This is a genomic window from Halobacillus sp. HZG1 (assembly GCF_035818575.1).
Taxonomy (GTDB): domain Bacteria; phylum Bacillota; class Bacilli; order Bacillales; family Halobacillaceae; genus Halobacillus; species Halobacillus litoralis.
In genome coordinates this window covers 66,626-79,989 of record NZ_JAYLVQ010000086.1, presented here as the reverse complement: position 1 = coordinate 79,989, position 13,364 = coordinate 66,626, and the positions used below count along the sequence as shown (strand labels likewise).

The window sequence follows — 13,364 nt, the reverse complement described above, 5'->3', positions numbered from 1 at the left end:
TTTCATTATAATTTACATAATATTTTTATGAGAAACTATCATTTGCTACGTTTATTTTATCTTTAATTCGAGATAATGTCAAAACTCATGTTCTTAGTTTCTTGAACAACCAGGGGAGAAACAGGACAATCATTAATAGACGAATCGTCTGTAAAGAACTAACAATGGCTGGTTCGCCACCCGTTTGTTCAGCCGTGATAGACATTTCTACAAGCCCACCAGGGGCTAGAGCCAAAACAGCAGTCTTTACATCCATAGTCGTCCACCAGCTTAATAAAAAAGCCATCCCTATTCCTATCCCAATCATAGAAATAGCCAAAGCTAAAAAAGCTAAGCAGGTCTTTCCAGCTGAAACAATTTCGCTTAACGATACAGTGTGTCCCAGGTATGTTCCAATAAAAAACTGAGCAAGCGTAAAAAGTATTTCCGGTAAAGGATAGAAGGGGACACCCAATGTCTGTAGTGAACCGATCATAAGCATAGGAACAATGACAAGAGCAGCCGGAACCCAAGCCCTCATCCTCCACCCAATGAAACCCGCTGCCAAGTATAAAGGTAGGGTAAACATAGAGTCATGATTCATCTCTTCCATTACACCCTCAACAACCGTTGTTGAAACAGCGAAATTTCCATGGGTTACGTAAAATGGAATGATAAAAAGAACACTGATTAAACGTAAGGTGTGGAAGATTGTAACAAGCGCGCTATTGCCTTTCATAGATTCGCTGACGGCAATCATGGCTGACAGCCCGCCTGGAGAGCTTCCTACAAGGGCAGTCGTTTTATCTACAGCCCCAAACCTGGCAATGTACAATCCGGCTAATAAGCTGGTGGCGATCATGACTGATGTAAGGACGGTATAAGGAAAGAGATAAGGACCGATCGAACGGAATGTTTCAGCACTGAACGTTAGACCTATCTGAATTCCCAGGAGAACAAAGGCCATGTGTTTTGCTACTGGTACAGTCTTAGAATCTAAAATCGTAAAGGATTTAGCGAGGACAACAAATACAACCGGTCCTAATATCCATGGGATGGGCATGTGTAAGAAATTAAACAAAAGGCCTCCCGGGAATGCGATCAAATAGGTCATTATTATGTTGGAAGGCATAAGGCGGACACCGCTCCTTTCGCGAATGATAAAAGCGAACGAATAACAGAAATACAATAAACCGCTTCCCAACGAGGAAGCGGTTTACCTATTTGTTTTTCACGCCATTTTCGATCATTTCAAAGAGTTGATCTGCCATTTTTTCCACTCCGTATTTTTGCCTCGTGGGAAATAATATGGAGTGGAAAATGAGATCAGCCACCATTTCGCTTTCAATATCCTCTTTCCATATCCCTGATTGCTTCGCAGCCTCAATCCAGTCCAACATTTGGTCATACGTTCCCATGAGGTCTTCGTGGATTTTTGTACGATAGAACAGAGCCAGGGTATGATCGCTGCTCTGCAGTTCCCGGATCATTTGATCGATATGATGGGTTTCTGCATGATCTAGAAAAATAAACAAAAGCTTGTATAGCTTTTTATTTGGCTCTTCCTCTTCCGGAATCGCTTCAATTTGTTGGGTCATCTCTTCCATCATGTTTCTCATATAGGATAGAATGAGGTCTTCCTTATTTTTGAAATATTCGTAGAGGGTGCTTCTGCTCACCTGGAGCTCCGTCGAAAGTTTTTTGAAATGGACCCCGTGGATCCCCTCTTTCCTGAGCAGAGCCCCTGTCTCTTTTAATATTTCCTCTTTTGTAAGAATTCTTTTTCTTCCCAATTCGGTACCTCCTCAAGCTTCCTCCATTATATCATCATCAAAGCTGAGAGGGGCATTCGAAGAGGTTTATTGAAAAAGGTACGTCAAATAACCATATCCTTTTTCTTCCATATCGTCTTTAGGAATGAATCTCAAGGCAGCAGAATTTATACAGTAACGCAGCCCTCCTTGATCTTTCGGTCCATCTTCAAACACATGGCCAAGATGGGAGTCCGCTCGATCACTTCTGATTTCCGTCCGGAACATTCCATGAGATCTATCAACTTCTTCTTTGACCTGCTGTTTTTCAATAGGCTTGGTAAAGCTTGGCCATCCACAGCCTGCATCATACTTATCCTTAGAACTGAACAAGGGTTCGCCTGAAACAATATCCACATAAATGCCCTCTTCTTCATGATCATGAAACTCATTTTGAAAGGGGCGTTCGGTCGCATTTTCCTGCGTGACTTTATACTGGATGTCGGTTAAGCGTTGCTTCAGATCTTCCTGATCCTTTTCATAACTCCAGCGATCTTTAATGAAATCAGCTCGACCGGATCCTTTCTTGTACCGTTTGTAATGAAAACGATTCTTCTTATAATAATCCTGGTGCTTATCTTCGGCAGGATAAAACGTTTCAGCCGGCAGAATTTCTGTAACAATCGCATCCTTGAATTTCCCAGATGCTGCAAGCTCTTCTTTACTCTTCTCAGCCACATGTCGTTGTTTCTCATTGTGATAGTAGATGGCTGTTGTGTAGGAGTGCCCTCGATCAGCGAATTGACCTCCAGCATCAGTGGGATCGATCTGCTGCCAAAACAGCTCAACCAGCCGCTCATAAGGAAAAATGGCGGGATCGAAAGTGATCTGTACGGCTTCCCTGTGACCCGTCTCTTCCGTGATTACCTGCATGTATGTCGGGTTTTCAGTATGCCCGCCTGTGTAGCCTGATACAATGGATTCGATTCCAGGGCGTTCATCAAAGGGTTCCACCATACACCAGAAGCATCCTCCTGCGAATGTTGCATTTTCCAATTGTGTACTCAATATATAACCTCCTAAAGGCATCGGTTTTCATTTTTATATTTGGATATGTACTTATTTTTGCTAACTCTACAAAAAAAATCAAGCTACATGCACAGCCTAAATGTATAATTTAGGCTGTGATGCACCTTGAGAACGTTTTTTTTCTTTCTTATCAAGCACACTTGTGGATTCCCAGTCCTCTGAAACAGACGGTTTGCTGCTGCTTTCGTCTAATGGTACCAGACTCTCATCATCATCATCATCTGGTTCGTTCATGATTTTCATCATATTAATCATGGCAGGAATGTTTTTCAGCATCGGCCCGTATTGCTGCATCATAGGTGCTGCCGATTGCATAGCTTTCAGTGCCGTCTGCATGTGCCCAAGCCATCCAGCTCCTCCAGTTTTTGCAGCTGTCCCTGCGGCACCAAGAGCCTGCGCCCCAAAACCAGTACCTCCACCTCCACCGAGAACTCCCGGGAGCCCAGAGAGTCCAGAGCCGAACCCTGTATTCCCTAAAAAGCCCGGAGCCCCAAAGCCGCCGAATCCCCGGCTTCCCGCATTGATATACGGTGCCATCGAACGCATCATTTGCGGTGCAGCTTGCTGAAATCCTGGGAATTGGCCCATAGGAGGGAAAGGCGGTTGACCTGTCGGAAACATAAAAACCCCTCCGAAACGTTAGAATACTCTAGCATATGCCTTTTTTATGAACTGGTTTGGGCTCCTGTCTCTATGTTCGCAGGCGGTAACGACCAATCCACCGGATCCATTGCATTTTTTAATAAAAACTTATTCGCCTGCGAAAAAGGACGGCTTCCGAAAAAACTTCTATGAGCAGCAAAGGGACTAGGATGAGAGGAAGTCAGTACAAGATGTTTTTCTCGATTGATGAAAGCGCCTTTCTTTTGTGCATGCTTTCCCCACAAAAAGAAGACCACTGGCTTCTTTCTTTCATTCAATGATTGAATGACTGCATCGGTGAATGTCTCCCATCCCAGCCCTCTGTGAGAATTGGCTTCCCCTTCTCTCACTGTCAATACATCGTTTAAAAGTAGGACCCCTTGTTCTGCCCAAGAACGAAGAGAGCCATGGTCCGGGGGTTGTACACCTAGATCCTCCTTCAATTCTTTGTAAATATTGCGCAGGGAGGGTGGAATGCGGTTGCCAGGTCGAACTGAAAAACTGAGCCCATGTGCCTGGTCCTTACCATGATAAGGATCCTGTCCAAGAATGACTACTTTGGTTGACGCATAAGGTGTCGACTGTAAGGCTTGGAAAACTTCATCATAAGCAGGTTGGATGGCGTTGATTTTGTATTCCGTCTCGACAGTACTCTGTAATTCTTTAAAATAATCTTTTTTAAACTCTTCGTTCAGAAGACCTTCCCAATCATTGGCTGGTTGGATCATCCGAACACCTCCTCCTTGATCATTTCCCGTTTAAAACCTCAGATATTTCCCGGGCAAGCGCAAAATATGACAGGCATCTTTCTTCATTTTCTGTATGGGACATAGAAATTGGAGAGTGCTGTTGAATATTGGCACTTTTCGTATAAGAGTATCCGAAAATAAGGAAATATTTGTTATTTATTGAAAGACAAATTCCACTTTTGATCCTTCAGGGCCTGCATCGATTTGCAATTTCGCTGGAATTTCCTCTTTTAATTGCTGGACATGGGAAATAATTCCGAGCATTCGGTTGCCGTCCTGTAAACTTCTAAGGCAGCCAATCGCTTGTTCTAATGAAAGGTCATCCAATGTACCGAACCCCTCATCAATGAACAATGTGTCCAACTGAACCCCGCCGGCATGCGCCTGAACCACATCAGCCATTCCAAGAGCTAAACTTAAAGAGGTTTTAAAACCTTCCCCACCTGAAAGTGTTCTTACTGATCGCTGTTGTCCTGTATGATGATCAATCACCTCAAGATCGAGTCCACTTTGAGCACCCCGTTTAGCTATAGCATCACTTCGGATGAGCTGGTATCGGTGGTCTGTCATCTGATCAAGGCGTAAATTGGCCTGTATGAGGATCTCATCCAAATAAGAAGCCAGCACATACCTCTCCAAAGAGAGGCGTAAATGATTGTCTCCGTTCGCAATTTGAGCGAGCTCAGCAATATCATAATACTTCGCGGCCAGTTCTCCTTGTTCTTCTACAAGCCGCCGGATATTTTCTTGTATGGATTCATTTTGTTGAAGCGAAACGTTGAGATGATTGACCATTTCCAGCTGCTCGTTTAATTTTTCTTGCATCTTTTCCAATTTCTCATGAACAGCTTGTAGCTGAGGTCTTTCTTTTCCTTCTAACTTTTGATTCAATTCTTGCAACCGCTCATTAACGACTTGCACCCGTTGCTTGTATTGCTGAATTTCGTTCGTCATTTGTTCCATGATTTGAGGTGTTCGAATGGCCGATCGATAGGCTTCAATCGAGTCAAAAGAAAATTGAACAAGCGTTTGATCAAATTCTGTTTTCCGCTGTTCTGCAGCTTTTTGTGCCTGCTCCAAATAGTTCTTTCCTTCTTCTACTGCTGTTTGGATTTTCTGCCATTCGTCCCGTTTCTGTTGATATAAGCTTTGTATTTCTATCCAATTTTCCTCTGCTTCTTTATATGACTTTTCGAGACTTGCTGCTTCTTTCACTAATTCTTCAGGATCAACACTCGTAGAAGTCACATTTTCTTTCAGTGATTCCAACTCTGTTCTTCGTTTGGTCTGGTCCTGCTGCTGATCATTGATTGTTCGCTGTAGCGTCTCTTTTTGGTTTTGCAAGAATTCCAACTGTTGATCCATCTCGTCCAATTTTTTCTCCGTGGATTGAATGTCCTCTATTTTCTCTTTAAGCTTGTTATACTCCTCAAGCACTTTTCTCATCTCATGAGAGCAATGCTGTCTTTCTTTTTCAATCATCTCTTCAGAAAGTTCATGCTCGATGTCTAAATCATTCCAGATGCTCTCTGTCAATTGACGTTGAGCTTCCCCGTCAGACTTTACCTGGATCAATTCGTCCTGTGCCTTCTCGAAGTAATGCTCCGCCTCCTTGTGACGCTCCCTCAGCTGTTCCACCTGATCTTCATTCAGCACACCTTCTGGTTTCCCTGCCACATCAGGGTGTTCAGTTGAGCCGCATACCGGACAAGGTGACCCATCATTTAAATGCAAGGATAGGGTATAAGCGTGGTGTTTCCTAATGTCATCCAACGCTTTTTCATACGACTCTTTGAATTTCTGTAACCTTTGTTTTTTTTCCTGATAGTTTTTGGAAACAGACTGATATTGAGTGCGTAGCTTAGTTAACTGAAGCCATTCTTTAGATAATCTTTCCACCCTTTCCTTTCGTTGTTGCGAGGTCTGATAGGATTGCTTTTTCTCATAAGCTGCTTCTCTTAAAGACCTTTCACCTTTCACTTTTTCTTTCATCCACTTCTTATCTTGAAGAATTTTTTGTTCCTTTTCCTGAAAATCAGAAAAAGAACGACGATTATTGGCTATCTCCCTTTCAAGATTCTCCAGCCCCTGATTTTTCTTTAAAAATTCTTGTACATGCTCTTTTTCTCTTAATTTTTGTTGCCAGGCCTCTTTCATACGGTCACGATCTTCTTGTTGATCGGCTTTCTTCACATATTCTTCCTGTATCTTATCAAACGCCGATTTCACGCGATTGTATGTTTCTTCTCTATCCTTTTGATTCAAAAGGAGCTGGTCAAGTTCTCTTTGTCTTTCCTCGTATTGTTTTTCATATGGGCGTACTTCCGCTGCTTTCTTGGCATAGGAATGCTCATTCTCCAAATCTTTGATAGCCGCTGAATTTTCTTCGAGCTTCTTATGCTCTATGGATAACCGATCCCTTTCTTCAAAAAGATCCAGGAGCTGCTTTGATTCGAAGTACTGGTTCTGAATGTGGTCTGTGGTTTGCTGAAGTTGATCCGCATAAGCTTTTTCATCAGAAACCATTTGTTTCTGATGGTCGATCCTTTGATTCAATCGTTTTCGTACTTTTGAGAGTTCCTCATTTTCGAGATCAGCGTCAGCTTCTTCCCCCCACACGATTCTCTCTTTCTCCTGAGAAATTTTCCACTCAAATTGATTGATCTCCGTTTGTAGTTCCTTCGACTGTTTCTTAAAATAATCAGTGACTTCTGCGAAGAACTCCGTTTTGAAAATACGTTGAAGGATTTCCTCTCTCTCTTTACTATTTTCAGAGATTAACTTTCGGAATTCACCCTGTGGGATCATGATCATTTTTCGAAATTGTTCATAATCAAGGCCGAGGATTTCTTCAATGTATTCGTTCACTTCTTTAATTTTAGATGCTACCAGTTTCTCTTCTTCACCTTGAATGATATAGAAATCGGCACGGGCCGGGTCTTCTTTCCACCCTTCCCCACGTTCTTTCCTTTTCATCTGCTTTGGCATTCTTACAATGCGATACGTTTTCCCCCGTAATTCGAAAGTGAATTCTACATAGGTTGGTTCTCCTGGATCTGCGAAATGACTCCGCATCGAATCCTGGTCCCGATCGCTTCCGCTTGCACGGCCATACAGGGCAAAACACATGGCATCAAAAATCGTTGTCTTTCCTGCCCCGGTAGGTCCAGTGATAAGAAAGATCGATTCTTCACCTAAAGTTGTAAAATCCACTATCTGCTTATGACGGTAAGGACCGAATGCAGCCATGGTAAGAGTGAGTGCTTTCATCTTATTTCCCCCTCTCTTCTTTCCTTAGATTATCTATGGCTTGTTCAATCAATTCTTTCCGTTCAGGTGGAATAGATTCCCCTTTAATGTCTTCATAAAAAGAAGCAAAGAGGTCTGCGTGTGAAAGCTTCTGTCGCTTTTTGACTTCCTGCAGTTCTTCCATTTGTAAATTTGTCTTTGATCTCCGTCTTTCCAAATGAAGGATATTCGGATAAACTTTGCGTAATTTGCCCATGGGATCTACGAGCTGGCCATCATCCAAGAGGCGGACATGCAAATAATTTTCCGGATTTTCAGCGGATTCTCCAGCCAGCAAGTCTTCAAAATACCCTTCGATGACTTGGAAGTCTCTTATTGGTGTAAGCGGTATCTTTTCCCATTCACACGATCCATCCTGATCCATATCAATCCTTGTCACAGATTTCGCGTGATTCACTTCAGAAAACGAATATTTCAAAATTGATCCGCTGTACCTTATATAATCTTCCGTCACTCTTTGGGGCTGATGAAGGTGACCAAGAGCCACATAAGAAAAGACTTGGAATAACCGGGCATCAACATAAGGACTCCCGCCAATCATAGACAGGCGCTCTTCCGATTCCGATTCCATTCCTCCTGCTAAAAAGGAATGGCCGACCCAGACATGGCGATCATCCATGTTAAAGCGTTGCTTGATATCCTTGATCAGAACTTCCGCTGCCTGTTGATGGGTTTTAATCTTTTGATCTTCAAATACAAACGCCACTTCTGCAGGCTCAACATATGGGATGAGATGAAAATGAACAGGACCGTCTTCATCGTATAAGGTGACAGGATCCCGCTCTTTTTGTAATTTCGTATCTAAGAACAGGCCTTGTTTTCTAAACATTTGGCTGCCGAAATTCAACCGATCGGGACTGTCATGGTTACCCGATATCGCAAGAACCGGGACCTGGAAGTCGTTAATGAGCGTCGTCAACGTTTCATTTAGTAATTCCACCGCTTGCTTCGGGGGGATGGAGCGATCATAGAGGTCCCCTGCTATAATAATGACATCCGGCTTTTCCCTCTCTACAATTTCCACAAATTGTTGAAGAATGTAGCGTTGGTCTTCCGTCATATGTACATAGTTCACGATTTTCCCCAAATGCCAGTCAGCCGTGTGTAAAATTCTCATGGATCCACCTCTCTTTTATTCTTCTTCTATTTTGTATTTCTCATATAATTGATCGAAAACAGATAAAGCAGATGGAAAAGGTGCATTCCATTCTAAATAGGAACTGATTTCATCATAAGCTTTTGCCTGCTTTGGGAAGCTGTGGTCATCGAACATCCATTCAGCGAGTTGTTTTTCTTCGTTATTCCTTTTGTTCCCTCTGTATCTCATCATATAGTGATAAAAAGATCTCATCAGTCTTGTTCCTCCTCGCATATTCCTACATTATTTTTATCATGTTACGGTCTTTACAGCAAAAGATAATATTGTAAAACTGAAAAACAAATCATTTTGTAAAAATAAGCTAAAATCCAAATGAAAAGCCCAGAGATGTAAATCTCTGGGCCTTTCCACGCGCTTTTGGTTTCTAGACAATCTAATCTTCAGATTCCATGAATTCCTGGTGATTTTTAAGCTTCTTACGATAAACAATCCTCGATAGAATAATACTTACCTCATACAAAAGGATTAAAGGAAACGCAACCACCAATTGCAGAATGAAATCCGGCGGGGAAATGATGGTTCCGATAATGATTAAAATAAAATACGCATATTTACGAACCTTCACTAGAAAGACAGGATTAACAATACCCAGGCTCGTCAAGAACATAATGATGATAGGGATCTCAAATAAAACCGCAAAAGGAATCGTTACCCTGAAAAGAAAGCGAAAATACCGCTCCACCGTATAAATTTCGTTGAACATTCCATTATTGAGTGACAAGAGAAAAGGGAGAATCAGCTGGACAAATACGATGTACCCAAACGTAAGCCCTGCAAGAAACAATAAAAAGATCGCCGGCACGTAAGATAGTGAAACCCGGCGCTCTTTCGGTGTTAAGGCGGGTTTGACAAACAGCCATATTTGCAGGGACAAAATAGGCAAGGTTCCTACAATTGCCACGAGACTGGCAATGGTGAAAATAATCCAAATGATCTCACCCGGGCTTGTCATATTCAATTCAAACGGTAAATCTTTAATGAAGAACGTTTGTATTCTTTCAACATAAATAAAGCCGACAATGAAGAAAGTGATAAAAAAAGCCAACGTCCATAAAACGCGCTTTCGCAACTCACTCAGGTGATCGGTGACGTTCATTTCGATATCCTGAGTTATTTTTTCTTCTGACACTACAATCACCTCCAGGCTGATAGGAGCCTGACAAAAAGAAGATGCAAGGGAAAGTCCCTTACACCTTCTCTATTCATTTTATTCTTTGGTTTTCTTTTCTGCCTTACTGCTTTCATCATCAGACATGATGTCGCCTGTAGCTTTCTTGAATTCCTTAAGGGAACTTCCGAAAGCCTTTCCGATTTCAGGAAGTTTTGAAGGACCAAAAACGACAAGTGCGATGATTAAAATCAGAATGAGACCTGGTACACCAATGCTTGATAACATGGTCAATCACTCCATTAGTTATGTCTTTTTGAAAAATTTTAAGCTTATGTTATTTATTCGTTTTTTCTTCACTAGAGTCGCTTGTAAGCTCACGAGCAGAGTTTTTGAATTCTTTCAACGTTTCACCAGCAGCCTTTCCGATTTCAGGCAATTTCTTCGGGCCGAAAATGACTAAAGCAATCGTCAAAATCAAAATCAGACCTGGTATTCCGATACTTGACAGCATGTCCATTCACCGCCTTCAACACGTACTTTATATTCATTTTACAAGAGTAGACAAAGAAAAGAAACAACTTCACCAAAAATTCCTTCCCCTCTTACTTCTTTCCTATCATATCATGCTCTGTATTCTATTGTCTCTACCTCTTCCAGTTTTTAAACAAATCCCTTGCTAATGCATATTCCTCTGGTGTGTTCATATTAAAAAAGTGCATAGAAAGATTCTCCTGCTCAATACCAGGAAAAGTGGACAATTCCTTTATCTGTATATGATCAAAAAGCCCCCGGACTTTCCTGCCTCCTTGAGACAAATAAGACTCCAGTTTGTCCAGGATCCGTATGTGATAGACCCCGGAGGTGGGGTGAAAGCGTCCTTCGTAAACAGGAATGACAGCATCCACCGAATCATCCGCTTCTTGAATCAAATGACGATAAACCTCATTACTGACAAAAGGAGTATCACATGCAGCCATGACAACCCAGGTGGCCGGTCTTTGTTTCATGACTGCGTGCAATCCAGCGAGTGGTCCTGCATCTTCATAAATGTCTGCGACGACCGGGTAAGGCTCTTTTAATGGTTCATCCTGGTTCACTATGATGGTGTCAGTCACCATTGAAAGAGTTGAGGTAATCAACTCCAATGAGGTCATGGAACCCAAAGCCAAAGAAGACTTAGCGGTCCCCATTCTTGTCGATCCTCCCCCGTTAAGAATCACTCCACACAAATCCTTTTGTTGCATTAGGAACTCTTCCGGTCGTAAGTACGGAAATAATAGTCATACGGGTTCTTTTCATCTTTCAGACCCTTCGTCTCAGAAACAAGTGTCCACTCAGATTCGTCATACTGTGGAAAATATGTGTCCCCTTCAAAGCTTGCATCAATATAAGTCAAATACATACGGTCTGCATGAGGAAGCATTTTTTCAAAGAGTACACTTCCTCCGATTACAAACCATTCTTTATCCGGGTTATCTTGCTCCATCTTAAGGATCTCATCGATGGAGTGAATCACTGTACATCCTTCCCGGTCGTAATTCTTATTACTGGTTATAACGATGTGCTCCCGCTCTGGAAGAGGTTGAGGAAAGGACTCAAATGTTTTCCTTCCCATGATGATGGTTTTCCCCCACGTGGTGTCTTTGAAAAATTTAAAGTCGTTCGGAATATGCCACGGTAAATCATTGTCTTTTCCAATCAATCTGTTTTTGTCCATTGCAAATATGAATGAAATCATCCTTAACACCCCTTCTTTAAGATTTACAGTTATAAATTGATGGCTGTCTTTAGAAATACTTTATTTTCGGTATTTTTGTGATGTTCAAGGGTCTATCGGTGATGGAGAGAATCTTCCAGCCAATCAGCGATTGGTTAGCCCTCAGTGGGTCAGATACACCATGCTCCCTCATGAAACAAGACATCCCACGCTGCAGTGTCTCTTCAAGGCAAGTTTAAACCTTATACTGAAGAGGGTTTTTATGGTATTCCGACAAAGAATCACTTCGGGTTATACGGCTACTGGAGCTTTAATGCTCGGATGGGGGTCGTAGCCCTCAATCGTGATGTCCTCCATATCGAAATCGAATATACTTTCTTTCTCATTGTTCAACGACAACGCTGGTAAGGTTTTAGGTTCTCTCGTTAATTGTTCATGGATCTGCTTTCTATGATTACTGTATATATGAGCATCTCCTAGAGTGTGAATGAATTCACCGACTTCCAACCCACATTCATGGGCAATTAGATGGGTCAGCAACGCATAGCTGGCAATATTGAAAGGTACTCCCAGGAAAATGTCACCGCTCCTTTGATACAACTGACAAGATAATTTACCATCCGCGACATAAAATTGAAAAAGAATATGACAAGGTGGTAAAGCCATATTTGAGGGGACATCTTCTGGATTCCATGCAGTTACAAGGTGTCTTCTCGAGTCAGGGTTATTTTTTATACTCTCTACCACATTTTTAAGCTGATCGATGGTTTGTCCTCTGCTTGTTTTCCATTCCCTCCATTGTTTCCCGTAAACCGCGCCGAGATCACCAAACTCTTTAGCAAAAGTGTCATCGTTCAGGACCTTTTCTTTAAACGTATCCATCTGCTCTTTATATTGCTTTTTGAACTCTTCATCATTCTGGCTGCGCCGCCCGAAATCAGTCATGTCAGGGCCTGTATAATCTTCACTCTCCACCCATTTTTGAAAAGCCCACTCGTTCCAAATGTTATTCTTATGTTCCAATAAATAGCGGATGTTCGTATCCCCTTTCATGAACCATAATAGTTCACTGGCAATCAGCCTAAAAGGAACACGCTTCGTGGTCATGAGCGGAAAACCTTCTTTTAAATCAAACCGCATCTGGTGTCCGAAAACTGAAAGAGTCCCCGTTCCTGTTCGATCTTCTTTAGAGTTTCCTTCTTTCAACACGTGTTTACACATATCTAAATAAGCCTGTTCATTCTTTGACATGACTGTACTCCTCTCTGCATTGTTGTTCTCGATAAAACTCTTCTAAGTATTGAAGCATAAATTGATGACGCCTTTCAGCTTCCTGCTTACCGCTTTTCGTATGCATCAATTCTCTTAGTTTCAAAAGTTTTTCATAAAAATGGCTGATGGCATCTTTTTCATCTTCCTTGTAAATCGGTTGATTGATGGTCCCGCCAAAAGCAAACGTTCGTGCAATACCTACAGCCCCTATGGCATCTAACCTGTCAGCATCTTGAATGATTTCTCCCATTCTTGAATGGGGGACGTCTCCTTTTGAAAAAGATACTGTCCGAATTGCATCAGCAATTGTATCAATCTCATCCTCTGTAAAACCAACATCCGAAAGAAGTTGATCCCTTTGTTGGATCGCCTTTTCTGGCTGGGCAAACAATTTATGATCTCCCACATCGTGAAGGAGAGCTGCAACTTCGCATAAAAATGGATCTTCGCCCTCATCGTTCGCCATGGATTTGGCCCACGAGGCTACTCGTTTCATATGGACATCATCATGCCCGCTCGTATCGTCTTTGAATAAATCATAGACGAAACATCTTATTGTTTCCAGTGCTTCCCTTTTGTTCATGTT

General features: G+C 42.1%; 15 protein-coding genes. All 15 read right to left on the bottom strand.

Going from position 1 to position 13,364, the window contains the following annotated elements; all coding sequences use genetic code 11:
• Positions 1-85 precede the first annotated feature (85 nt).
• Positions 86-1,093: an AbrB family transcriptional regulator gene (locus tag VKA52_RS19525; RefSeq protein ID WP_326316913.1), complete on the bottom strand. Its 1,008-nt coding sequence runs from the start codon at positions 1,091-1,093 to the stop codon at positions 86-88.
• A 106-nt stretch (positions 1,094-1,199) separates the two neighbouring features.
• Entirely contained in the window at positions 1,200-1,772 is a 573-nt protein-coding gene (locus VKA52_RS19520) for a TetR/AcrR family transcriptional regulator (RefSeq protein ID WP_160913448.1), read from the bottom strand.
• 66 nt (positions 1,773-1,838) lie between these two features.
• Entirely contained in the window at positions 1,839-2,819 is a 981-nt protein-coding gene (gene msrB / locus VKA52_RS19515; protein ID WP_442788868.1) for a peptide-methionine (R)-S-oxide reductase MsrB, read from the bottom strand.
• 75 nt (positions 2,820-2,894) lie between these two features.
• Positions 2,895-3,440, bottom strand: a complete 546-nt coding sequence (vrrA, locus tag VKA52_RS19510; RefSeq protein WP_326316911.1) for a VrrA/YqfQ family protein — start codon at positions 3,438-3,440, stop codon at positions 2,895-2,897.
• Positions 3,441-3,484: 44 nt separating this feature from the next.
• Positions 3,485-4,189: a uracil-DNA glycosylase gene (locus VKA52_RS19505; RefSeq protein ID WP_160913454.1), complete on the bottom strand. Its 705-nt coding sequence runs from the start codon at positions 4,187-4,189 to the stop codon at positions 3,485-3,487.
• A 177-nt stretch (positions 4,190-4,366) separates the two neighbouring features.
• The gene (locus tag VKA52_RS19500; protein ID WP_326316910.1) at positions 4,367-7,480 is read right to left on the bottom strand and encodes an SMC family ATPase; all 3,114 of its coding nucleotides are present in this window, start codon (positions 7,478-7,480) and stop codon (positions 4,367-4,369) included.
• Position 7,481: 1 nt separating this feature from the next.
• Positions 7,482-8,636: an exonuclease SbcCD subunit D gene (locus VKA52_RS19495; protein ID WP_326316909.1), complete on the bottom strand. Its 1,155-nt coding sequence runs from the start codon at positions 8,634-8,636 to the stop codon at positions 7,482-7,484.
• Positions 8,637-8,651: 15 nt separating this feature from the next.
• Positions 8,652-8,870: a YozE family protein gene (locus VKA52_RS19490; protein ID WP_160913460.1), complete on the bottom strand. Its 219-nt coding sequence runs from the start codon at positions 8,868-8,870 to the stop codon at positions 8,652-8,654.
• A 181-nt stretch (positions 8,871-9,051) separates the two neighbouring features.
• Positions 9,052-9,774 (bottom strand): twin-arginine translocase subunit TatC, encoded by a 723-nt coding sequence (gene tatC, locus VKA52_RS19485; RefSeq protein ID WP_160913812.1) that lies wholly within the window; start codon positions 9,772-9,774, stop codon positions 9,052-9,054.
• 111 nt (positions 9,775-9,885) lie between these two features.
• Positions 9,886-10,074 (bottom strand): twin-arginine translocase TatA/TatE family subunit, encoded by a 189-nt coding sequence (locus VKA52_RS19480; protein WP_160913462.1) that lies wholly within the window; start codon positions 10,072-10,074, stop codon positions 9,886-9,888.
• A gap of 49 nt (positions 10,075-10,123) precedes the next feature.
• Positions 10,124-10,300, bottom strand: a complete 177-nt coding sequence (locus tag VKA52_RS19475; RefSeq protein WP_160913814.1) for a twin-arginine translocase TatA/TatE family subunit — start codon at positions 10,298-10,300, stop codon at positions 10,124-10,126.
• Positions 10,301-10,433: 133 nt separating this feature from the next.
• Complete coding sequence (gene mobA, locus VKA52_RS19470) at positions 10,434-11,033, bottom strand: molybdenum cofactor guanylyltransferase (RefSeq protein ID WP_326316907.1); 600 nt, start codon at positions 11,031-11,033, stop codon at positions 10,434-10,436.
• A complete protein-coding gene (locus VKA52_RS19465; protein ID WP_326316906.1) occupies positions 11,033-11,527 on the bottom strand; it encodes a dihydrofolate reductase in 495 nt (164 codons plus the stop codon). Before VKA52_RS19465 ends, mobA begins: the two co-directional genes overlap by 1 nt.
• A 270-nt stretch (positions 11,528-11,797) precedes the next feature.
• Entirely contained in the window at positions 11,798-12,757 is a 960-nt protein-coding gene (locus VKA52_RS19460; RefSeq protein ID WP_326316905.1) for a thymidylate synthase, read from the bottom strand.
• Complete coding sequence (locus VKA52_RS19455; protein WP_160913470.1) at positions 12,744-13,361, bottom strand: HD domain-containing protein; 618 nt, start codon at positions 13,359-13,361, stop codon at positions 12,744-12,746. The genes VKA52_RS19460 and VKA52_RS19455 overlap by 14 nt, the downstream gene beginning before the upstream one ends.
• Positions 13,362-13,364: the final 3 nt, after the last annotated feature.